Origin of the sequence: Pseudomonas sp. (genome assembly GCF_048269965.1) — a bacterium.
Taxonomy (GTDB): Bacteria; Pseudomonadota; Gammaproteobacteria; order Pseudomonadales; family Pseudomonadaceae; genus Aquipseudomonas.
Map to the genome: position 1 here is coordinate 20,580 of NZ_JBLWTV010000028.1, position 20,833 is coordinate 41,412.

The following is a 20,833-nucleotide window of genomic DNA, read 5'->3' on the forward strand; positions in this document are numbered from 1 at the left end:
TGCACCGCAGGCGTCACTGCTGATTCACCGCTTTGCCTGGAGCCCAGATGCTCCAGGCGTCCATTACAAAAATAAGCATATGGAGCCTCCTCTAAGAGGAGGGAAACCGAATGAGCCCCATCGAGATAACTCTGCTACTGCTGCTGTTCGCGACCGTCATGTTCGTCTGGGAGCGAATCCCCCTGGCGTTGACCGCCGTCATCGTCTGCCTCGCGCTGGTATTGACCGGTGTGCTCGATCCGAAGACAGCTTTCAACGGCTTCATCAACACCAACGTGATCCTTTTCGTCGGCATGTTCATCGTCGGCGGCGCCTTGTTCGAGACGGGCATGGCGAACCGCATTGGAGGCCTGGTGACACGTTTCGCCAAGACCGAGCGGCAACTGATCGTAGCGATCATGGTCATCGTCGGCTTGCTCTCTGGCGTGCTCTCCAATACCGGCACCGCGGCCATCCTGATTCCGGTGGTCATCGGCATTGCCGCGAAATCCGGGTTCTCTCGCTCGCGGTTGCTGATGCCCCTGGTATTCGCAGCAGCGATGGGCGGCAATCTCTCCCTTATCGGTGCACCAGGAAACCTGATCGCGCAGAGCGCCTTGCAGAACGTCGGCCTGGAATTCAGTTTCTTCGAATACGCCAAGGTCGGCCTGCCACTGTTGGCAGGCGGCATTATCTACTTCGCCTTCTTCGGCCATCGCCTGCTGCCGGCCGGTTCCTCGAAAGCCGTAACCGGTGTAACCGAGGCGACTCATGATTTCAGCTCGGTGCCGAAATGGAAGCAAATCACGTCGTTGATGGTAATGATCGCGACCATCCTCGGCATGGTATTTGAGAGTGCGATAGGTGTACCGCTGCATATCACCGCCTGCGTTGGTGCAGCGTTTTTGGTACTGGTCGGTGTGCTGACCGAGAAGCAGGCTTACCAATCCATCGACACGCAAACTATCTTCATCTTCGGCGGCACCCTGGCTCTGGCCAGCGCTCTGGAACAGACCGGGGCCGGCGCGACAGTCGCCTCTGCAATCATGGCGCTGCTCGGCGCGGAGCCGTCGCCGGTACTGTTGCTGGTGGTGATCTTCTTTATCTCCTGCGCACTCACCAACTTCATGTCTAATACCGCCACAACCGCGCTGCTGGTGCCGATCGGCATGTCGATCGCGGCCAATTTGGGTGCCGATCCGCGCGCGGTGCTGATGGCTATCGTGATCGGCGGTTCCTGTGCCTACGCCACCCCGATCGGCATGCCAGCGAACCTCATGGTGCTGTCGGCTGGAGGTTACAAGTTTGCCGATTACATGAAGTGCGGCTTGCCGTTGATTCTGGTGGCAGGTGCCATTGCGATTCCTCTGTTACTGCTGTTCTTTCCGTTCTTCCCGTCGTAATTGGCGACCAGCAACTCTCGTACTAGCCAAGCAATGCCAGGAGGCCCAGGCGAGCATGGAGGCTCGCTGATGTTGGAGAAACGCATGAAAATCGTCATCGCACCTGACTCGTTCAAAGACAGCTTGAGTGCAACCGAGGTTGCCGATGTGATTGAGGCGGGCTTACAGGAGGTTTTCCCCGAAGCGGAACTGATCAAGTGCCCAATGGCCGATGGCGGCGAAGGTACGCTGGATACCATTCTGGCCGTGGTGAAGGGCGAGCGGTGTAGCAGCCTGGTGACTGGCCCGCTTGGCGACATCGTCGAGGCAAGCTGGGCTTGGCTCCCAGGATCGCACACCGCCATCATTGAGATGGCCGAGGCCAGTGGTCTGCAATTGGTACCTGTTGCACAGCGCAATGCCTGTCTGAGTACCAGTCGCGGCACTGGCGAGCTGATCCTTGAGGCCCTGGATATTGGTGCCCGACGTATCGTACTCACCTTAGGTGGCAGCGCCACCAATGATGCAGGCTCTGGCATGTTGGAGGCGCTCGGCGCACGCTTTCTGGACTCAGAACAGTGGCCGCTACCGCCGGGAGGGCAGGTCTTGGCGGCATTGAACCGAATCGACCTGAGTAGTCTGGACCCCCGTCTTCCAGAAGTGCGTTTCGAGGTGATGGTCGACGTCGATAACCCGCTCTGCGGTCCCAATGGCGCGTCGTACACGTTTGCCCAACAAAACGGGGCGACTCGTGCTGAGGTCGCCAGGCTGGATCGCGCGCTGGGTCACTTTGCAGCCTGTTGCCAGGCTTTGTTCGAGAACGATCATCGTGACTACCCAGGCAGTGGCGCAGCTGGTGGTATGGGGTTCGCTACCCGTACGTTTCTCAAGGCAGAGTTTCGCCCTGGTATCGAAATCGTCGCTGAGCTGGCTGAACTCGCACGGCGTATACAAGATGCGGACTTGGTGATTACCGGGGAAGGGCGTTGCGACGTTCAGACCTTACGAGGCAAAACCACCTTGGGCGTGACACACGTGGCGCGTCAGCATCAAGTGCCGGTGATCGTGCTGGCGGGCACGTTGGGAGAGGGATACGCCGACCTCTACTCACACGGGGTCACTGCCGCCTTTTCGTTGGTCTCTGGTCCTATGACCCTGACTGATGCCTGCCAGCAGACACCTGAGCTTCTGCGGGCTTTAGCGCGCGATATAGGCAGGGTGCTTCGGTTATCTACAGACGTACGAACAAAAACGCTTACGTCGAGCGCCCTCTGAAGTTGTAGATATCCAATGACTGCTCTTGGCCGGTTTCTGCCTATTTTCACTGGCTGCTATGAGCCGATTTCAGCGGATTATGATTGCTTACAGAGGCGGGCTAGGACTGTTTAGTCCGCTTTCAGCTACGGGGCTAGAACTGTTGTGATCTGATTGACGCTGATAACTTGCCCGCTCCAGATCATTTCAAAATGAGCGCTCTGGATGATCGACGTAACAGGTCGCGGGGTCATCAGCGCCCAACAGATGTTGCCGGGAGATCGAACCGAGTGGTAGCGCAGGCCTGGGTATCCCGCTCGTTTCACTTCGCTTCCCAATCGATTCGAGTGTGCGTAATCGTCCGGCGTATAGATGGGGTCTGAAAGCGGCAGTGCGGTGGCGTCTCTCATACCGCTGTCGCTGAAACCGGCGGTCAGCCCTCTGAAGACGAAGCGCTCATAGTTGAGCTCCGGCACATTCGACCAGTAGCGCTCCTGGTGATGACGCACTTCGGCAATCGCGGTATCCATTCTGTCGGCCAGGTAGAGCACGCCGAAGTTGCCATTGCTGAAGCGCGAGCCGGCTGGATTGACGTGGGTGAAGGGTGCTGTCGCATACGAGCAGCCAGGGATGCCGAACGGAATCTGGTCACGCGGAATCAGCTCCAGGCGACCAATCTCGTTCTGCAGCCGTGGATTGGTTAGCGCCTGGATCTGATAAAGAGCTTCGAAGTCCTCTGCGTCGGCGACATCATCGAACAGGGCAATGGGCGGAAACTTGGAGTTGACCAGGCGATAGGCCTGCAGGCTTTCACCTTCCAGCACAGGAAGGTCTCCGAGCATTACCACTGTGCACCTCGTAGCGCGTCGATCCGCCGGAATGTCTCATAAAGCGAGATCATGTCGCCCTGCGCCATGATGTCGAGCGGCTTGCGGCCGTTGAAGAACTCATTGTGATTCTCCATCGTGGGGAAGCCATAGACGTTCTCGGGGTTATCGAACACGACGCGCAGTGCTGCGTGAATGTTCAACACAAGACTGATGCGTTGCATCTGATCGGAGTCCAGGCTTACCGCCCATGCCGAATCCTTCTGACTAGCGCGGGTGTAGGTGCTGCGGGAAATCCGCAGCACCCGGCAAGCCTGCTCGCAGGTGGCCTTCCACTTGTCCAGAATGTTCAGCGCGGCACGCAGGCCGGCTGCGCACTGGGTTTTCGAGAAGTCCTGAGTTTGGATTGCGGCAGCTGTCATGGAGAGCCCTCGATTTAATCTATAGATCAAAATATAGCATATTTGAATCTGTAGACTAAAAGTGGCCATTTCGCTGGCGTCCCCTCTAGCGTCCATCTTCGGTGTCCGAGTGGAAGAATTGGACGGTGTGAGGAGTGTAGGGTGTGCCTTTGCCCATAAAGCGTATGCGCTGGGCATCGCTAACTGCGTTGCATTGGGCTTCACCCAGCTTTGCTCGATTGTCCCGGCACTGCAGTCGCAGTTCCTTGAGCCGCTCGGGATTCTCCGCAAGCGCTTCAGCCGACTCAAACGGCATCGGCTTTTCGCATGCGCTCAACAGCAGGGCAGCCAGTAGTAATGACATCTTTTTCATCAAGCGATCTCCTTGTGTGATGCGTGATCAGGAAGCAACGCTTGGCTTTCCTCCGGACTCACCCGCCCGATAAACCGGGCCAGTTGCTCGGTCGGATCGCCTTCGCGCCTTACCAAGTAGGTGGTTAGCATCGATGCACAGCCGCCTAGCGGCCTGGCCACGACGTCCGGATTGTTTAGTTCGTTGATGCGCGCCAGGCTGGAGAAACCCAGCCCGTAACCCGCAGCGACCAGCGCCATCATCAGATCCAGTGTTGGTACGCGGTCGGCGATGATCAGTCGCGTATCCACAGCGCCCAGCACCCGCTGCAACTGTTGCCAGAAGCCTTCGCAGACCTGCGGATCGCAGAGTACCAGCGGGTAGCGCACCACCTCGTCGAGCGGCACGCGCCGGTAGCTGAGCAGTGGGTGGCGGGCAGGTACCGCTACCACCAGCGGATCGAACCAGACCGGCTCGGCCACAAGCCCATCGCCGACCTCGTCGGACTGTGCAAGCCCGATATCGAACAGGTCGTCATTCAGGCCTCTGACCTGTTCGCTGAAGGTGACCTCTGACAGGCAGATCTCGACCTCCGGTTCTTCCTCGCGGCACTGGGCGAGCAGGGCGGCTAGGCGGGCTTGGGGTATGCCGTCGGACAGCGCGACGCGAATGCGCCCACGATAGCCAGCCGCCGCGCTCTTGACGCTGGCCTTGGCCTGATCGACCACGGCCAGCACTCGGCGTGCCTCCTCCAGCAATACCTTGCCGGCCCAGGTCAGGCGCGTGCGCCGCGTGGTGCGCTCGAACAGTTGCACGCCCAGGCGGTACTCCAGTTCCTTGATGATCCGCGACAGGGGAGACTGCTCGATATGCAGGCGCGCGGCAGCGCGGGCGAAGTGCAGTTCTTCTGCGACGGCGATGAAACAGCGAAGGTGGCGCAGTTCCACGGCCTTTCCTCCGTCAGTTGTAGGGTTCGGCTTGCACGTCGCCGTTCCAGGTTGGCTGGCGACGCAGGTTGACGATCTGAAGCAGGGAACCGAGGGCTGCGACACCACCGGCGCTGGCGGCCAGGGTCCAGGTGGGCATCTGCAACAGCAGCACGAAGCCGCCGGCCGCGGCGCCGATGGCGCTGCCCAGGTAGAGCGCCGACTCGTTCAGGGCGATGGCCAGGTTGCCGTCGCCTTGAGCCTGGCGGGCCAGGATCAGCTCGTTGTTCTGCGGCACCTGCAGCGCCCAGCCGACCGCGCCCCACAGGGCGATGGGCAGCATCACCAGCCAGGTGCTGAGGGCAGCGGCCAGTGGCAGTACGAACAGCGATACGGCGAGGGTCAGCATGATGGCGAAGGTCAGCACCGGTCCCTTGATGCGATCCACCAGCGGGCCGATCAGGAAGCTGCCCAGCACGCCGCCAATGCCCCAGACCCACAGGTAGGGGGTGACCGAGCGCACCGCGCCATAGGCCGGGTCAGCCAGCAGCGGGGCAATGAAGGTGTACATGCCCAGGCTGGCGATGGCAGCGAGCAGTGACACCAGCAGGATGACCAGCACATGGCCGTCGCCCAGAATCGCCAGCTTCTGGCCCAGCGTGGTGGCGGTGGCTGCCGGTAGGGAGGGGAGCTTCAGCAGCAGGCCGAAGAAGGCCACCAGGCCGAGCAGGGTCACCAGCCACAGGGCGGCCTGCCAGCCGAGCTGTTCGGCGATCAGCAGGCTGAGCGGCACGCCCAGCACCACACCGCTGGCCATGCCTCCCATGATGATAGCGATGGCCTTGCCGCGGCGTTCCGGCGTGGACACCGCGGCCGAGGCGCCGATGCCCATGGCCAGATAGACACCAGCGCCTATACCGGCGATGGCGCGCCAGACCATCAGTGCGGTGAAGCTCTCGGCCAGCGCGCTGGCGGCGTTGGCGATGACGAACAGGCCCAGGGCCAGCAACAGGCCGGCACGCTGACGATGTGCCGGGGTCAGGGCGACGAAGATCGGCGAACCCAGGCCGTAGGCCAGGGTGAACGCGGTGACCAGTTGTGCGGCCACCGCGACGGAGACTGCGAACGAGGCCTCGATCATCGGGATCAACCCGGCGGTGACATAGGAGGCCATGCCGAGGGCGAAGGCCCCCAGCGCTATGAGATAGATGGGGGATTGGTTGGGTGTGTGCATGCTCGGACTCGCTTGTGCTCCATTGGAGCGCGTGGGTGGTACAGCGAAGGGATGCAGCCCCGCATCGGGGCCGCATCCGGTTAGGGGACTAGAGCTCGAGGCTGACGTCGTACTCGCTCAGCCAGGTGTTGAGGCCGACCGCCAGCTCCATGCCCATGCGCTCATACATGGGCGAGACGCTGCCGAGCGGCTTGGCCAGGGTCTGCTGGATACGGCCGCTGTCGAGCAGCGGCGTCACCGGCGCGTTGCGATCCGCCTGGATGGCGGCCAGGGCATCACGCAGCGCCTGCTCGTAGGCCGGGTCCTGGGTCGACGGGTAGGGGCTCTTGACCCGTTCGCTGATCGACTCCGGCAGCAGGTCGCGGGTCGCCGCGCGCAGGATGCTTTTTTCCCGCCCGTCGAAGGCCTTCATCGCCCAGGGGATGTTGAAGGCGTACTCGACCAGGCGGTGATCGCAGAAGGGCACCCGCACCTCGAGGCCGACGGCCATGCTCATGCGATCCTTGCGGTCGAGCAGGGTCTGCACGAAGCGGGTCAGGTTGACGTAGCTCATCTGCCGCATGCGCTGGTCGACCGCGCTTTCGCCCGGCAGTACCGGCGCCTCGGCAATGGCCTGGGTGTAGCTGTCGCGCAGGAAGCTGTGCATGTCGAGTTGGGCCAGCAGTCCTGGATCGAACAGGGTCTTACCGTCGAAGTACTTGCCGGTGACCGAGGTCAGCCAGGGGAAGGTATCGGCCTGGATCGCCTCTGGATCGTGGAACCAGCGGTAGCCACCGAACACCTCGTCCGCGCTCTCGCCGGACAGCGCCACGGTCGAGTGCTTGCGCACTTCCTGGAACAGTCGGTAGAGCGATGGCCACATGTCGCCCCAGAAGGCCGGTGGTAGGTCAAGGGCGCGAACGATCTGCGCACGCAACGCCGGATCGGCCAGCTCGCGGCTGTCGAGGACGATCTCCTGGTGGCTGGAGCGAATCATCTCCACCAGGTCACGCACAAAGGGCGCATCCGGCGTGCCGCGCACGGCATCACCGGTGAAGCCGCTGCCGTGGTCGACGAAGTCGACGGAGAAGGAGCGGATGTTTTCCTTGCCGGCGGCCAGCAGCTTCTTCGACGCCAGCGCGGTAATGATCGAGGAGTCCAGGCCGCCGGAGAGCAGGCTGCACAGCGGCACGTCGGCGACGATCTGGCGGTCGACGATGTCCTCCAGCAGGTCGCGGGTATGGCGAATGGTCTCGTCCAGCGAGTGGGTGTGCTCGCGCGCCTCCAGCTTCCAGTAGTGGCGGCGGCCCAGGCCCTGACGGTTGATGCGCACGATCTCGCCCGGCATCACCTCGCGCATGCCATCGAACACGGCATGGCCTGGCGTCTTCACCATCTCCAGGATTTCGCGCAGGCCGTCTGCACGCACTTTGCGCGGCACCAGCGGGTTGGCCAGCAATGCCTTGGGCTCTGAGCCGAACACCACGCCGTCGGAGGTGGGGAAGTAGTACAGCGGCTTGACGCCCATGCGGTCACGGATCAGCAGCAGCTCCTGCGAACGCAGGTCCCAGATGGCGAAGGCATACATGCCGTTGAGCCGCTCGACGAAGGCCTCGCCCCATTCGACATAGGCACGCAGCACCACCTCGGTGTCGCTGCGGGTCTCGAAACGGTGGCCAAGTCGTTGCAGTTCGGTGCGCAGCTCGCGGAAGTTGTAGACCTCGCCGCTGTAAGTGATCGCGGCTATCTCGTGCGGGCCACCGTGCATGGAGGTCATCGGTTGGCGACCACCTTCCAGATCAATGATCGACAGGCGCCGATGACCCAGGCCTACCGGCCCGTCGATCCACAGTCCGCCGGCATCCGGCCCGCGCAGGGCCATGGTGTCGGTCATGCGCTGCAGGGTGTCGCGTTGCGTTTCCAGGTTCTGGCTGTAGGACAGCCATCCAGCGATTCCACACATAGTCGTTCTCCTTGTGATTGAGTTACCCGAGGCTTTCCAGGTCGCTGTCCTCGGCCAGCAGCACGCGCGTCTCGCCATGGACGTAGCGCGCCGGTGCTGGGGTTTGGGCATGGCTGTCGAGGTCGTTGAGCAGGCGCTGCAACTCCACGGCGGTGTCGAGGCCGGCGAAGGGCTGGCGGGGCGGTTCCTTGAGTGCCACGGCGCGCACCACCTGCCGGCACAGCCGCGAAAGCTTGTGCAGGGTGTCCAGCCCTGGCTCGTCGGGAGCTGTGGCGAACGCGTGCAACAGCTCCTCGGCGCCACTGGCGTTGCGTGTCCAGATGCGCAGCTGGTCGTGATCCCAGCGGGGCGTATCGAACACCAGACGCGCATGGATCAGCCGGGCATCGCGATCGACGAAGCTGAAATCCACGGTGCGTTGGCGCACGATGTTGACGAAGCTGGCGTAGCCGGTGACCGGCGCCTCGCCCAGGCTGGCGGTGAGCTGCACGCTGTCGAGCACCTCTGCGCCCGAGATCGAAAAGTCCGAGCGCACACCGAGCACGCCATCGAGCCGGAGCTGGCCGGCACGTGGGCAGATCCAGCCGACCAGATCCAGGGCATGAATCACCTCGCTGGTCACTCCACAGGTAGGGCGATAGTCGTTGATGCGGTCCTTGCCCCAGTGGAAGCTGGCGCGTACCAGTTGCCAGTCGTGACGCTCTACCCAGTCGCGCAACTGCCGGGTCGCGTCCGAGTAGCGCTCCACCAGATCCAGGGCAAAGCCGCCGACCTGATCCAGTGCACCGAGCAGCTCATCCAGGTCGTCACCGGGCGTGACCAGCGGCTTCTCGCAGAGCACGAAGCCCTGGTAGCCGGCCAGTTGCTTGAGCACGGGCGCATGGCTGTGATCGTTGACGCTGACCACCACGACGTCCGGCTCGAACACCTGCAGCGCCCGCTCGATAGTGTCGAAGTAGGGCAGTTCGGTCGCCTTCTGCCGGCGCCCGACATAGGCCAGTGACAGCGGCAGGCCAGTGCTCGTGGCGATATGCTCGAAGGCGCGGCGGTAGCGGTTGCCGGCGTAGCCCAGGCCGATGATCAAGATCTTCATGCCGAGGCCTCCTGACGGATCAGCAGACGCTCGTCGCTGACGGCGAAGCCCAAGGTCTGGTACAGCGTGCCGGCAGCCGCAGTGCTCTGCAGCACTACGCAGACGACGCCGCGGTTGGCGAACCAGCGCAGCAGGTGCTGCATCAGCTGCCGGGCGATGCCGCGGCCCCGCCACTGCGGCTCCACCACCACCGACTGCACCCAGCCGGACAGGCCGTTTAGGCAGCCCGGCGCCGGCGCGCGCTGGTCGATGATGGCCGTCGCGCAACCCAGCACCTGACCGGACTCCTTGTGCTCGGCGGTGAGGATCTGCACGCAGTCGCTGTCGTTCAGGCGGCTACTCAGCCAGGTGCGGTAGGCCACCCGCCAGCGCGCCGCTTCTTCCGGCGTCTTGCTCGAATAGCTGGCGTTGGTGCCGTCCAGCAGATACGCGCGCAGTTCAACCAAACTGGCCAGGTCGGCCTGGTTCGCTGGGCGCACGGTGAAGAAGGACTGTTCCATCTCAGGCCACCTCCGCAGCAAACACCTCGGACGCAAGCGGAATGCTGAAGTGATCGAAGGTCTCGCGCAGCGACACCGCCAGATGTTCGATCTGCGCATCGCTGTGGTTCGGCGTGGCGTTGACGCGGAAGCGCTCGGTCCCTACCGGCACGGATGGATAGTCGATTGGCTGCAGATACACGCCATGGTTATGCAGCAAGCGTTCGGCCGCTGCCTTGCAGCGCTTGACTTCACCTACCCGCACCGGCAGCACGTGGGTCTGCGAGCAGGGCATCACCGGCACGTCATAGTGCTTGAGCCGCTCGCGCAGCTTGGCGGTCTGGGCATGCAGGCGATCGCGCTCGATACTGCTGGCCTTGAGGTGCTCGACGCTGGCGAGGCAGCCGGCGGTGATCGCCGGTGGCAGCGAGGTGGTGAAGATGAAACCGGTGGCGAAGGAGCGCACCGCATCGACGATCACCTGGGTCGAGGCGATGTAGCCGCCGATTACACCGATAGCCTTGGCCATGGTGCCTTGGATGATGTCCACCTGATTGGCTACGCCCAACTCGGCGGTAATACCGGCGCCGCGCGGGCCGTACATGCCCACTGCATGCACCTCGTCGAGGTAGGTGAGGGCGTTGTAGCGCTTGGCGATCGCAACGATTTCGGCGATTGGGGCAATGTCCCCATCCATCGAGTAGATCGACTCGAACACCACAATCTTCGGCTGACCCAGCGGGTAGCTGGCGAGAATCTGCTCCAGATGCTCGACGTCGTTATGGCGGAAGATCTTGCGCTCGTTGGGCGTGGAGCGAATGCCGTTGACGATGGAGGCGTGGTTCAGCTCATCGCTGATCACCACGCAGTCGGGGATGCGCCGCAGCAGGCACTGGAGGGTGGCATCATTAGAGCCGAAGCCGGTGGGGAAGACCAACGCCGCTTCCTTGTCGTGCCAGTCGGCCAGGCTAGCTTCCAGACTGGAATACACCTCGTGCGAACCGCCGATATTACGCGATCCGCCGGAGCCCGCTCCGTAGGTCTCCAACGCATCGTGCATCTGTTCGCGCACGGCGGGGTGTTGCGACATGCCGAGGTAGTCGTTGCTGCACCAGACCACCACCGGTTCTTGCTCGCGGCCATCCAGCTTGGCCAGCGGGTACTGGCCGCAGATACGACTGAGGGTGGTGAAGGTGCGGTACTGGTTGGAGGACTTCAATGTCTCCAGTTGTTCCCGAAGAAGTGCTTGGTACATCCGTTTATATCCTTAGCGAGTTGATGACACGTCTCTGTGTGGTTCCTCATCAAGCGAGAGCCCTGGCTCGGGTAATTGCGGCCAGGTCGGGCTATTCTTCTCGGGATTTATAGGGGTTACAATTTGACTGTTTATCCTAGTACCGGAGGTAACCGGATGAGCGCACCTCGCACAACTGAACGCACTCGGGTAGAGCTGGCCGAATTCCTGCGTAGTCGCCGCGAACGAATTTCGCCGGAGGAGGTGGGCCTGCCCGCCGGTAGTCGACGGCGCACGCCGGGGCTGCGTCGCGAGGAGGTCGCGGCCCTGGCCGGGGTGGGTTTGTCCTGGTACACCTGGCTGGAACAAGGACGGGACATCAGCGTGTCCGCGACCTTTCTCGACAACCTCTCGCGTACGCTCAAACTGGATGCTACCGAGCGTCGTCACCTGTTCCTGCTCGCTCACCAGCGCCTGCCGCCCGAGCCGGGCAAGACCTGGTGCACGGTGCCTGCGCTGATTCACCGACTGATGGGCGACATCCCCTCGCGCCCGGCCTACGTGCTCAACCTGCGCTGGGACGTATTGGCCTGGAATGCCGCGGCGGATCGGGTGTTCGGTTTCTCCGCGCTGCCGGCTGACCGCCGCAACCTGTTGTGGATGCTGTTCACTAGCCCGGCCATGCGCGAGTTGTTCAACCCTTGGGATGAGCAGGCGCTGCAGATCCTCTCCAGTTTCCGCCGTGACTTCGTGCGGGCGACCCAGGATCCGGATATCGCCGCGCTGGTGAAGGATCTGGAGAAGGCCTCGCCGGACTTCAGGGAATGGTGGCGACAGCAGGACATCCACGGCCCGTGCCAGGGGATACGCCACCTGTACATCGAAGCAGTTGGCCAGGTGGTGTTCGAACACACCACGCTGACCATCGACGAGGACCGCCACCTGCGCCTGGTCTACTACGCTGCCAAGGAGGGTAAGCCGCACAGCCAATCCTTCGAGCAGTGGCTGCAACAGGAGCCGGCGCTGGTATAAGCCCCGGCGCCTGTTGCTCAACCAATCGACGGCCCGCGCTGGCGACCCAGTTGCCAGGACACGCTGTTGCCCTGAATCACCGCCGACACGCTCTGCCCGAGCCTCTGCTCGATCACCGGCTTCCACGGCACCAGGCTGAAGCCGATGCCATCGTCGAGCAGGGCATAACGGCCGCTGGCCAACTGCACGCTGCGCCGGTAGATCCCGCTGACGCGCTGGCCCTCGACCGCCGGGCGATATTGCAGGCCCGTCTGCGCCGAGATCTCGCGCGCCGTTGCGGCCAGCTCCCGTCCTCGCAGGGTGGCCAGCAGGTTGCGTGAGAGCGCCACGCGTTGGCCTTGGCGTTCGGCCAGCCCCAGTTCCACCAGGAAGTCGGCACGCTGTCGCAACGCTTCACGCACCTCCTTGCCGAAGCCCTTGTCGACCAGCTCGCGGTTGCCGCCGATCAGCTGTTGGTCCAGCCAGGTCGCGCCGACGGCGCGTACCTGCTGCTCGAGGGGCAGCGGTGTGCGCAGCTCGACGGCGACATCGCCCAGGCGGCGAGCATCATGCTGCCGGCCTTGCTCGGGCAGGTCGGCCGGCACCCGCCAGTCACCCTCGGCCAACCGCTCGACGATACCGGCCCGGCGCAGGGCTTCCAGACGCCGTACATGGCGCTCGACCAATGCATCGGGATCATGCCCGCCGCTCGACTGCCAGCGTGCCAGGGCCAGGTGGTGATCGGTGCGATAGAGGCCGTCCGCAGCCAGCGCCGCAATCGAGCGATCTACCACGCGCGGCTCGTTCAGACTACGTGTTTCCACCAGGCCGCCGATGGGGTAGTCGGCCAGTTCCGCGTGGGCAGGCAAGGCCAGGTAGTGAGCCTTGCCGTCGAGACCGTCGACCACCAGGTAGCCGCGGTCGTGTAGCTCGTCGGCCAGCCCCTTGGCCACGATCCTACCAACCACAACAGAACCATTCTTGTCCGGCTCGAAGACCGCCAGCTCTCGCTGCAGGCCTCCCATGGCCCGCTGCATCGTGCGCACGATATCGCGACGCTCACCCATGGCGCGCAGAGTGGCCTCGGCGTCGTCATGCAGGAGCCAATGCCCAGGTCGAACTTCATGGGCCAGTTCAAGCTTCTGCAACTGCTGCAGACGACCGATTAGCAACTGTCGGCGCGGATGGTTGGCGAGCGATTTCAGGTTGAGCACGCCGGCCTGGCGTTCGCGCAATAGGGTGCGATCCAGGCTGGTGTAACGCTCCTGCTGCACCTCGCGCTGCAGGCTCTGCTGGATCTCCAGTTCGGTGCGCGGTCCCAGCCATTCGGTGGCCAGCTCCGAGGCTCGGTTGCGCATGCCCTCGGCGATGTAGTCGCGGGCGATCACCAGGTCCTTGCCGGTGTTGTCCTTGCCGCGCAGGACGATATGGGTGTGCGGGTTGTCGGTGTTCCAGTGGTCGACCGCCACCCAGTCGAGGCGGGTGCCGAGGTCGGCTTCCATCTGGCTCATCAGGTGGCGGGTGTAGGTGCGCAGGTCGTCGAGTTGCTCGGCATCCTCGGGCGAGACGATAAAGCGAAACTGGTGGCGGTCGTCCCGACCGCGCTCCTCGAATGCATTGAGGTCGGCCTGGTCGGTCAGTAGCCCATAGGCCTGGCCTGGATCGCCCTCACGACTGACGCCGTCGCGCTCGATGTAGCGCAGGTGGCTGAGCGTCGAGCGCTTGCCAGCCTGGCGCAGGTTCACCAGGCGCGTCTTGATGGTGACGCGACGGGCGTTGGACGGCAGTTGCTGCCCGCTGAAACGCGCGGCGACATGCCCGCGGCCGAGGCGGGCGCCGGGCTGGTGGCTCGCCTTGCGCGTCTTTCCGGTGCCGGCCTTGTTGGCCTGGCGCAGCACCTGGTTGACGAAGGGTTGGCCGCGTTGCTGCGGCTTGCCCGGCTGCGGGCGAAAGAGCAATTCGTCATCCGGACGGCTTCCCTTGCTCATGTTTGGACTCCTCCAAGTTGATCGCAGTACGGCGTGTCAGGCACGCTTTTAAGCCAGTGTTGCTGTGGGGCGAACACAATTTCGGCACCTGGCGACACCGGCGCTGTGTCGCCGCCAACCCCCGTGCAGACTGATTTTCGGGCCAACGAAGTGCCGCCCCCTTTTATCTTGCCCTCCGCTTTTTCCGTGCCTTTGCGCTGCTGAGCTGGGTAATCAGGAGAGGCGGGACGACGACTTCCAACGCTTCTGGCCGGCAGGCGAGGGCAGAGGTATCTGCAGCCTGGCGGCGCGCGAGTGCGCACACCGAGCGCATACATTCGGCATGCGGATCGACACGAAGAAGGTCTGTTCATTGACGCGCCTCCAGCCACAAGGGCTGCGCCCGACCGATCACCGCGTTGGCAGACACCGGGCCGAAGTAGCGGCTGTCGAACGACGCCGGGTTGCTGCTGCTGAGCAGAAACAGCTCGTCGCCAACCAGGCGCCGGCAGGCCTGCCGGGTTGGCAGCGCGCGCCCCTGTCGATCCCACCTCAGGCGCCAGGCAACAAGTTCACCATCGATGCGCACCTGATTGCCCCGCGTGCACACCCGCTGCGGCCCCATCGCCGCCACGGTCTTCAGCAACGGCACGTTCGCCGGTAGGTAGCCACGCTGCGCCGCCAGCGACCTCACCTCCGTAGGCAGATGAACCAGCACCAGATCGCCCGGCGCCAACGAGTTGGCCGGCGAGATGCGGTACCAGCCGACGGGCACGCTGTCGGACGCGTTGTAGACCAGCCGTGGTGGCGACGTTGTGAGCACCGCCCAACCCAGGACAAACAAGCTGCCAGCGAGCAGCGCCAGTGGCCACCGCACGCCGCAAGCACCCAAGGTCATGACGTGGCCTCCGGGAACTGCCGCTCCAGCACTTCGCGCAGCATCTCCGCCATCGTCACGCCGCGGTCGAAGGCCGCCAGCTTGATGCGCGTACGCAGTGCTGGCGTGACATCCAATGTCAGGCGGGCGCTATAGCGCTCGACCTTGCCGTTGTCGATTCCAGCGCCTTTGCGTATCCAGGTTTCGGCTTGCGGATCGGCCAGCGGGCGTGCACCGATATCGATGCGCTTGCCGCTCATGGCGACCACCCCAGCAGCTCGTCGACCAGGCTGCTGACCTCGCGCGCGGCGGCGCTGTCCGGCGCCAGTTCACGCGCCAGGCGACCTGCTGCCACGCTCTCGGCGAAGACGATGCGCTGGCGTACTTCTGCTTGCAGTGCTGGTAGCGGTTGGTCGGCCAAGGCGCCGCGCGCTTCGCGGCCGATCACCGTGGTGCTGACGCGGCGGTTGATGGCAAATGCCGCGCGCAGTGTCGGCCTGAACACCTGCGCCTCGCGGATCAGGTTGACCATCTCCGCACTGGCCCACAGGTCGTAGGGGCTGGGCTGCACCGGGATCAACACGCGATCTGCCGCCAGCAACGCCGAGCGGGCGAGGGCTGCGATGCGCGGTGGCCCGTCGATGATCACGTGATCGGCACGACGGGCAAGCTCTGGGGCTTCCTGGTGCAGCGTCTCGCGCGCCAGGCCGACAGCACTGAACAATCTCGGCAAACCTTGCTGGCTGCGCCGTTGCGTCCAGTCCAGCGCCGAGCCCTGCGGGTCTGCATCGAGCAGGATGACGCTCTTCCCACGCAGGGCCAGTTCACCGGCGATATGGGTGGCGAGGGTGGTCTTGCCCACCCCGCCTTTCTGGTTGAGCAGGGCGACGATCATGGCCGGCTCCCCCCGGTCAGACTGCCCCGATCAGCACCTGTCCACACACAGGCGCTGCCCCAATAACAAGTTAGAGCTTTTAAGTTAGTTAAGTTAAGGGAAGCTGAAAGCCCCACCAGCCGTGGCCTGCAGAGGCGTTCGTGCGCCTGAAGGCACGTGCACCGCGCTCCTGATAGCACGGGCCGGCGTGCGCCTGAAAGCACGTCGGGATTCACAGCTTTTCCAGAAGATATCCCCGTGCCGTCTACGGCACGCGCCGGAAGGCCAGCAGCTCGGTCGAACGGGACAGACGCACCACTTCCAGGCGATACCCGGGCAGCGACTGGCGAGCCACCAGCGCACGCAGGTCGAGGGCGAAGTCCGAGTAGCGCGCCGAGCTGCCCGACTTGCGGTACAGGTGGCGAAAGTCGAACTGCCAGCCGTCCTTCTGCCTGCCACCGTGCTTGCGCACCAGGCGGTACAGCCAGCGCTCGATACCGCCGGTGAGGCGGAAATAGGCCGGGTCGATGGTCAGCACCAGGGCCTGATCCAGCACCCCGCTGTAGAACCAGTCCGGCAGGATCAGCTCGATACCCAGTGGCCGGCCATCCGCCGCGGCCAGTTCCTTCCACTCGTTGATCCAGGAGAAACGGTGTAGGCGTCGGCCGGTGGTCTCGCGAATCGAGGTGGCCACGCTGGTCGACTGCAGCCGATCCAGCGCCGCTTTCAGGCGCTGGTAGTCGCGCAGCGAGGTGCCGCGGCCGATGAAACGCAGGATCTGGTAGGGCGTCGCACGCATCAGTCGCGAAGTGGGGATGCCCGCATCGCGCGCCTCGACCAGCTGGCTGGCCGCCCAGATCAGGATGTCGGCATCCCAGATCGTGGCGATGCCATGCTCCAACGTGCCTTCCACACGCACCGTCACCTCGCCCGAGCGAAAGTCGATCGGCACGGTGCGCCGCGACTTGGCCAGCGAGAAGAACGGATGCGCCATCAGATCTTGGGCGTCGCGTGGCGCCATATCCCCCGGCAGGGCGCGGAACAGATCCAGTTGCTCGCTCTGCGGAGGCGAATCGAGATGCCGACAATTCATAGACGAAGGCTTCACTGATCATCACGCTGTGCTCCCGGGTGGCGGTCGATGTACTCGGGATCGAAGGTGGTCTCGAAGCTGCGCTCACCGGCCCAGGATTCGAGATCGGCGAGCGCGTACATCACCCGCCGGCCAAACTTGTGAAAGCGCGGCCCGCCGCCGATCACCCGCTGCTTTTCCAGCGTGCGCGGCGACAGCCGCAGGAAGGCCGCGGCTTCGTTGTTGGTGAGGTAGCGAGGGGCAGGGCAGGTCTGTGGTGCTTGGGCCTCGCCAGCGCCCTCAACGGGCCGCATGGCATGTGCTGTTGGCCCAGCCTTGCGGTGCAGCGGGGCATCGAGATCGATGCGACGCAGCTGACGTGAAAGATTGGTTGAGTGCGACATGGTGTGTCCTCCGTTGACGTGGGAGGTGCACCGTGCGGCAGCCGTCGCGCTCGATCATGTCGGGTTGGGTCTGGGCGAATGCGCAGGCAGGAGGGAGGAGGATTGATACCGGGAAGGTCTGGACGCTGACCGTGTACGCTCATTTACGCGCATCACCGGCCACGGTGCTCAAGCACGCCAAGCTCCGCGCGCGCAGCCTACGGATTTACGTGCCTACGACTTTCCACAAAACCGGAAAACCGCATCGGCAGATTTCCGTAAATCCGTAAAAGTGCAGATCCGCTTTCCCACAGATCCGTAAATCCGTGGATACGGATCGACGGATTTGGGCAAAATCGTAAGACCGTAACGGTCTCAATCAACTGGAGGCACAACGTGGTTATTCCAGGCTGATTGCCGGGGGCGTGCGCCCGTGCATCAACCTCGCGGGTGGGGCGCGCGGGTAGCCGGCAGGGCAGGGGCGCAAAAAACAAGGCACCGGGTCGCCTCGGTGCCTTCCGCTGGTCTAGCGATTCCAGAACACGTGCACCTGCTCGAAGCCGGTCTCCAGAGTGAACACGTCGCCGCTGTATTCCATATCGCGGGCCATGGCGCGGTAATCGATATACATCGCCAGGTGGGTCGGAATGCTGCTGGTTTCCTCGGTCAGCTCCAGGGCGTAGTCGGCCAGCGAGCTGTAGCAGCCGCAATAGTCTTCCTCGGCCGCCTTGCGCGCCTGCTCCAGGTCGTTGAAGTGAGCGAGTAGAGCGCCGCCGAACTCTGGGTACTCCTCAATGAAACACGCAATCTCATGGGCGTTCTCGAGTCCCTCGTACTCGCCGAGGCGGTAGCCGTCGAAGCCCTCAAAGTCGTGAATGGCGTATTCCTCCGCCCCCTCGACCGGCGAGGCCGCCAGCATGGCATCGACTTGCGCCTGGATGTCATCCAGCGTCAGGGTGGCATCGATCCAGACGCCATGCAGATGACCGGCGCTGTAGGCGGCCAGGTCGGCAACGTAGATCCTGATTTCTTCGCTCATGGCTTTCGCTCCTTCGTCTTCAGGGTTCTGCGCTTGCGCTGCGCATGAACCCCTGCCGACTAGGGCGACTAAGGCGGTCGTGAAAAAATCAGGAAAAATCGCGGAGGCTCCACCCAGCGCAGCGGCCGGGTGGAAACCGTCTATTTTTCTTGATTTTGAGGGGGCAAGAGCCCCTGCTTTGGAAGAAGCAAGGAAAGTTTTACCTCAGGTGCTGCCAGCATCTATCGTTTAGATTTTGGCGCCGCTAAGCTTCCTTCCAGCGCAGTATTGCTGGGGGCTCGGAGACTCACTCAACCAACTGCGGCCTCCGGAAACGCTTCTGCATACGTTCGCCGGCCAGTAGGTCGACCACTTCGAGGTAGATCTGTTCGACCGTCTCGCCGCTGAAATCCTCACCGTAGCGTTTCTTCAGGCCCTGTTCGCTGAGCACCAAGTGTTCGCTGGCGCGTACGCCATGCTGGTCGAGGCAGCCGCGTACGCATTGCAGGCGGCAACCGTCGATGGCAAGGATCGGCCGACCGCTATTTGCCTTGCTGACTAGCGAGGCAACTCGTCCGCCGACTCCGGCAATGCAGGACATTTCCGCCAGACCAGCGCGATCAAGGCGCACCGCCAGAGTGTTGGCCAACTGCGCGACATTGGAGCAGCCGGAGCAGGAGTAGACCAGGGGTAGCTTGGGATCGCGCATTTGACCTCCTCGCGGGCTGCATTCAGTCGTGGTAGTTGGCCAATCGCGGCTGGTCGAGTACACGAATAACTCGCCGTTCCATGGCGATAAGGCCGTCGTCGATCAGGCGGTGCAGGATGCGCGAGAATGTTTCCGGTTGGATGCCCAACTGAGTGGCGATCAGGCGTTTGGGTGCGCTGAGCTGGATGATGCCATTGCGAGCCTCCTGTTCCTGGCACAGGTAGCGCGCCACGCGCCGACTGGCGTTGCCCAGGGCCAGGGTGTCGATCTCGTTGAGGCGCTGGTGCAGGCGTGCGCTCAGGTGGCCGAGCAGCTCTAGACAGGTCTTGGGCTGCTCCTCAAGAAGGTGCCGGTAGTGCCCTGCGTCAATGCTAATCAGGCTGCTCGGCTTGAGCGCGCTGGCTGTCACAGGATAGTAACGGGTGCCGCTGAACATCAACGCCTCAGCGAAGCTCTGCCCTGACGAGATCACCTCCACTAGCTTTTCTTGGCCTTCTGGCAGCACACGGGTCAGGGTAATACGTCCATCGAGCAGTAGGTAGAAACGGTCTGCCGCATCGCCTTGGTGGAAAAGTACGCCACCGACCTCCAAGCGTCTTCGGATGGCCAGGCAACAGATCTCCTGAAAGAGAGGCTGCGGCAGGCGGTCGAACAGGTGATGCTTGCGTAGTGCAGATTGGGTCGTGGAATCGGTAAGCATGGTCCACCTCCATGTCCTGCATGTTAGGTGGTCGCGCATGCGTGGCCCATTCCTCCGAGGCGTTACCTCCAAAGAGGCAGACTCAGGCGTGGAAGTCTTCCAGACGCTTTAAGCTGAACAGCAGGCTGGTGCTGATCTGATGCAGCCAGGGGGCGTCAGGCTCTCGGGATGAGCATTGATGCAACTGCTCGAGTTCGCGCAGCAACTGGTTTGCCTCGGTGTGGCAGGCGGCCAGCCGGTCGAGTTCGACCAGTGCCTGATGACAGTGTTCGTGGCAGGTTAGCAGTAGCGATGCTCGATCTAGGCGCAAGGACAGCGACTCGCTCAGTGCCAGTACGCACAGGGTACGTTGACTGTAGGCATAGATCCGGCCGCACTGCGTCAACCACTTTGCAGTGGGCGAGTCACAGCCGGCGGCGAGTCGCTTGGCCACTTCTAGAGAACGCAGCATTAGTAGCTCGCCGACGGCGAGTGTCGCATGCCGCAATTCATCATCCTCGCTGGCGCCGAGCATCAGGGCGTAGCCCTGCGAGAGCCGGGCCAGGGTGTCGACGCGTTGCTGTTCGGCGCTCCCTTCCATGAGCGCTTGCAGGCGGCTGCAACACTTGTTGAGCTCGTCCAGGCAAGCCTGGCAATGACGCCGGGCCATGTCGTGATCGTCGAGCAGACAGTAGAGCAGGGCCTGCTGGCCTAGGAAGGCCTGCCGATTGGCGAGATGCAGGGCCTTAAAACGGCGCTGATTGGCGTTCAGCGGTGCCTCGAAAGTGGGCAGCCCGGGCAGTAGTAGGGTGCGCAGTAGGGATCTCAAGGCTTTCTCCGGAGTGGGTGCGGGGTGACCGTTCGGACGAGCCTGATTGTGTGGGTCATGAGTTGTCTCTATAGGTTGTGACGGTCCTACCCTAGTGCATACGGCGGATGGCCCCTTGACGGGAATCAAGTTCCGTTACGCAGTGACGGTGCGGTTCCTGACACAGCTCATGACCTTCTTGTCAGTTCCTAGGCTGAACGCTGGACTAGGGCATCTCAACCCACTGAGGTGGAGTTTGTAGTGGTCTACTGATTCCGGACACCGATTTAGGCGAAAATCCTCGCCGTGAAAGAGGTGTCTGATGAGCAAGC

At 63.2% G+C, this 20,833-nt stretch carries 22 protein-coding genes; 3 read left to right on the plus strand and 19 right to left on the minus strand.

What is annotated here, in order from left to right:
- Positions 1–110: 110 nt before the first annotated feature.
- Together ACN0X6_RS22660 and ACN0X6_RS22665 are read left to right on the plus strand one after the other, a co-directional pair.
- Complete coding sequence (locus tag ACN0X6_RS22660) at positions 111–1,382, plus strand: SLC13 family permease (RefSeq protein WP_417707418.1); 1,272 nt, start codon at positions 111–113, stop codon at positions 1,380–1,382.
- Positions 1,383–1,466: 84 nt separating this feature from the next.
- Positions 1,467–2,636: a glycerate kinase gene (locus ACN0X6_RS22665; protein WP_090337732.1), complete on the plus strand. Its 1,170-nt coding sequence runs from the start codon at positions 1,467–1,469 to the stop codon at positions 2,634–2,636.
- 125 nt (positions 2,637–2,761) lie between these two features.
- Here ACN0X6_RS22665 and ACN0X6_RS22670 read toward each other — a convergent pair whose 3' ends face one another.
- The 9 genes from ACN0X6_RS22670 to hemA form a co-directional block, all read right to left on the minus strand.
- Positions 2,762–3,457 (minus strand): RES family NAD+ phosphorylase, encoded by a 696-nt coding sequence (locus ACN0X6_RS22670; RefSeq protein ID WP_090337726.1) that lies wholly within the window; start codon positions 3,455–3,457, stop codon positions 2,762–2,764.
- Positions 3,457–3,864 carry an antitoxin Xre-like helix-turn-helix domain-containing protein gene (locus ACN0X6_RS22675; protein ID WP_090337728.1) on the minus strand — a complete coding sequence of 136 codons (408 nt, stop codon included), beginning with the start codon at positions 3,862–3,864 and terminating at the stop codon, positions 3,457–3,459. Before ACN0X6_RS22675 ends, ACN0X6_RS22670 begins: the two co-directional genes overlap by 1 nt.
- 85 nt (positions 3,865–3,949) lie before the next feature.
- Entirely contained in the window at positions 3,950–4,216 is a 267-nt protein-coding gene (locus ACN0X6_RS22680) for an EexN family lipoprotein (protein WP_090337730.1), read from the minus strand.
- A complete protein-coding gene (locus tag ACN0X6_RS22685; RefSeq protein WP_280052255.1) occupies positions 4,216–5,142 on the minus strand; it encodes a LysR family transcriptional regulator in 927 nt (308 codons plus the stop codon). Before ACN0X6_RS22685 ends, ACN0X6_RS22680 begins: the two co-directional genes overlap by 1 nt.
- A 13-nt stretch (positions 5,143–5,155) precedes the next feature.
- On the minus strand, positions 5,156–6,355 hold the full coding sequence (locus tag ACN0X6_RS22690; protein WP_280052256.1) for an MFS transporter: 1,200 nt from the start codon (positions 6,353–6,355) through the stop codon (positions 5,156–5,158).
- Positions 6,356–6,443: 88 nt separating this feature from the next.
- Positions 6,444–8,297: an asparagine synthase (glutamine-hydrolyzing) gene (gene asnB / locus ACN0X6_RS22695; protein WP_417707421.1), complete on the minus strand. Its 1,854-nt coding sequence runs from the start codon at positions 8,295–8,297 to the stop codon at positions 6,444–6,446.
- A gap of 22 nt (positions 8,298–8,319) precedes the next feature.
- Positions 8,320–9,390, minus strand: a complete 1,071-nt coding sequence (locus tag ACN0X6_RS22700) for a Gfo/Idh/MocA family oxidoreductase (protein ID WP_280052258.1) — start codon at positions 9,388–9,390, stop codon at positions 8,320–8,322.
- Positions 9,387–9,890 carry a GNAT family N-acetyltransferase gene (locus ACN0X6_RS22705; protein WP_280052259.1) on the minus strand — a complete coding sequence of 168 codons (504 nt, stop codon included), beginning with the start codon at positions 9,888–9,890 and terminating at the stop codon, positions 9,387–9,389. Before ACN0X6_RS22705 ends, ACN0X6_RS22700 begins: the two co-directional genes overlap by 4 nt.
- 1 nt (position 9,891) lies before the next feature.
- A complete protein-coding gene (gene hemA / locus ACN0X6_RS22710) occupies positions 9,892–11,124 on the minus strand; it encodes a 5-aminolevulinate synthase (protein WP_417707424.1) in 1,233 nt (410 codons plus the stop codon).
- A 156-nt stretch (positions 11,125–11,280) separates the two neighbouring features.
- On the opposite strand from hemA, the gene ACN0X6_RS22715 reads away from it, so the two are divergent.
- Positions 11,281–12,135, plus strand: a complete 855-nt coding sequence (locus ACN0X6_RS22715) for a helix-turn-helix transcriptional regulator (RefSeq protein WP_417707426.1) — start codon at positions 11,281–11,283, stop codon at positions 12,133–12,135.
- A 17-nt stretch (positions 12,136–12,152) separates the two neighbouring features.
- Here ACN0X6_RS22715 and ACN0X6_RS22720 read toward each other — a convergent pair whose 3' ends face one another.
- The 10 genes from ACN0X6_RS22720 to ACN0X6_RS22765 form a co-directional block, all read right to left on the minus strand.
- Positions 12,153–14,102: a DUF3363 domain-containing protein gene (locus tag ACN0X6_RS22720; protein ID WP_417707428.1), complete on the minus strand. Its 1,950-nt coding sequence runs from the start codon at positions 14,100–14,102 to the stop codon at positions 12,153–12,155.
- Between the two features lie 349 nt (positions 14,103–14,451).
- On the minus strand, positions 14,452–14,979 hold the full coding sequence (locus ACN0X6_RS22725) for a S26 family signal peptidase (RefSeq protein WP_280052263.1): 528 nt from the start codon (positions 14,977–14,979) through the stop codon (positions 14,452–14,454).
- Positions 14,976–15,218 (minus strand): hypothetical protein, encoded by a 243-nt coding sequence (locus tag ACN0X6_RS22730; protein ID WP_417707431.1) that lies wholly within the window; start codon positions 15,216–15,218, stop codon positions 14,976–14,978. The genes ACN0X6_RS22725 and ACN0X6_RS22730 overlap by 4 nt, the downstream gene beginning before the upstream one ends.
- On the minus strand, positions 15,215–15,853 hold the full coding sequence (parA, locus tag ACN0X6_RS22735; protein WP_280052265.1) for a ParA family partition ATPase: 639 nt from the start codon (positions 15,851–15,853) through the stop codon (positions 15,215–15,217). The genes ACN0X6_RS22730 and parA overlap by 4 nt, the downstream gene beginning before the upstream one ends.
- A 244-nt stretch (positions 15,854–16,097) precedes the next feature.
- On the minus strand, positions 16,098–16,925 hold the full coding sequence (locus ACN0X6_RS22740; protein WP_280052266.1) for a replication initiator protein A: 828 nt from the start codon (positions 16,923–16,925) through the stop codon (positions 16,098–16,100).
- 11 nt (positions 16,926–16,936) lie between these two features.
- Positions 16,937–17,308: a helix-turn-helix transcriptional regulator gene (locus ACN0X6_RS22745; protein WP_417707434.1), complete on the minus strand. Its 372-nt coding sequence runs from the start codon at positions 17,306–17,308 to the stop codon at positions 16,937–16,939.
- A 505-nt stretch (positions 17,309–17,813) separates the two neighbouring features.
- On the minus strand, positions 17,814–18,326 hold the full coding sequence (locus ACN0X6_RS22750) for an antirestriction protein ArdA (RefSeq protein ID WP_280052267.1): 513 nt from the start codon (positions 18,324–18,326) through the stop codon (positions 17,814–17,816).
- Positions 18,327–18,612: 286 nt separating this feature from the next.
- Positions 18,613–19,014, minus strand: coding sequence for a putative zinc-binding protein (locus ACN0X6_RS22755; RefSeq protein WP_047588146.1), 402 nt, complete (start codon positions 19,012–19,014; stop codon positions 18,613–18,615).
- 22 nt (positions 19,015–19,036) lie between these two features.
- Positions 19,037–19,714 (minus strand): Crp/Fnr family transcriptional regulator, encoded by a 678-nt coding sequence (locus ACN0X6_RS22760; protein WP_280052268.1) that lies wholly within the window; start codon positions 19,712–19,714, stop codon positions 19,037–19,039.
- A gap of 82 nt (positions 19,715–19,796) precedes the next feature.
- Positions 19,797–20,522 (minus strand): hypothetical protein, encoded by a 726-nt coding sequence (locus ACN0X6_RS22765; RefSeq protein WP_047588151.1) that lies wholly within the window; start codon positions 20,520–20,522, stop codon positions 19,797–19,799.
- Positions 20,523–20,833 lie beyond the last annotated feature (311 nt).

Coding starts and splice junctions, on each gene's coding strand:
- ACN0X6_RS22730 (WP_417707431.1), bottom strand. CDS start 15,218: ATGAGCGGCAAGCGCATCGATATCGGTGCACGCCCGCTGGCCGATCCG.
- ACN0X6_RS22720 (WP_417707428.1), bottom strand. CDS start 14,102: ATGAGCAAGGGAAGCCGTCCGGATGACGAATTGCTCTTTCGCCCGCAG.
- ACN0X6_RS22740 (WP_280052266.1), bottom strand. CDS start 16,925: ATGAATTGTCGGCATCTCGATTCGCCTCCGCAGAGCGAGCAACTGGAT.
- parA (WP_280052265.1), bottom strand. CDS start 15,853: ATGATCGTCGCCCTGCTCAACCAGAAAGGCGGGGTGGGCAAGACCACC.
- ACN0X6_RS22680 (WP_090337730.1), bottom strand. CDS start 4,216: ATGAAAAAGATGTCATTACTACTGGCTGCCCTGCTGTTGAGCGCATGC.
- ACN0X6_RS22755 (WP_047588146.1), bottom strand. CDS start 19,014: ATGCGCGATCCCAAGCTACCCCTGGTCTACTCCTGCTCCGGCTGCTCC.
- asnB (WP_417707421.1), bottom strand. CDS start 8,297: ATGTGTGGAATCGCTGGATGGCTGTCCTACAGCCAGAACCTGGAAACG.
- hemA (WP_417707424.1), bottom strand. CDS start 11,124: ATGTACCAAGCACTTCTTCGGGAACAACTGGAGACATTGAAGTCCTCC.
- ACN0X6_RS22660 (WP_417707418.1), top strand. CDS start 111: ATGAGCCCCATCGAGATAACTCTGCTACTGCTGCTGTTCGCGACCGTC.
- ACN0X6_RS22665 (WP_090337732.1), top strand. CDS start 1,467: ATGAAAATCGTCATCGCACCTGACTCGTTCAAAGACAGCTTGAGTGCA.
- ACN0X6_RS22760 (WP_280052268.1), bottom strand. CDS start 19,714: ATGCTTACCGATTCCACGACCCAATCTGCACTACGCAAGCATCACCTG.
- ACN0X6_RS22715 (WP_417707426.1), top strand. CDS start 11,281: ATGAGCGCACCTCGCACAACTGAACGCACTCGGGTAGAGCTGGCCGAA.
- ACN0X6_RS22675 (WP_090337728.1), bottom strand. CDS start 3,864: ATGACAGCTGCCGCAATCCAAACTCAGGACTTCTCGAAAACCCAGTGC.
- ACN0X6_RS22700 (WP_280052258.1), bottom strand. CDS start 9,390: ATGAAGATCTTGATCATCGGCCTGGGCTACGCCGGCAACCGCTACCGC.
- ACN0X6_RS22705 (WP_280052259.1), bottom strand. CDS start 9,890: ATGGAACAGTCCTTCTTCACCGTGCGCCCAGCGAACCAGGCCGACCTG.
- ACN0X6_RS22690 (WP_280052256.1), bottom strand. CDS start 6,355: ATGCACACACCCAACCAATCCCCCATCTATCTCATAGCGCTGGGGGCC.
- ACN0X6_RS22670 (WP_090337726.1), bottom strand. CDS start 3,457: ATGCTCGGAGACCTTCCTGTGCTGGAAGGTGAAAGCCTGCAGGCCTAT.
- ACN0X6_RS22750 (WP_280052267.1), bottom strand. CDS start 18,326: ATGAGCGAAGAAATCAGGATCTACGTTGCCGACCTGGCCGCCTACAGC.
- ACN0X6_RS22725 (WP_280052263.1), bottom strand. CDS start 14,979: ATGACCTTGGGTGCTTGCGGCGTGCGGTGGCCACTGGCGCTGCTCGCT.
- ACN0X6_RS22745 (WP_417707434.1), bottom strand. CDS start 17,308: ATGTCGCACTCAACCAATCTTTCACGTCAGCTGCGTCGCATCGATCTC.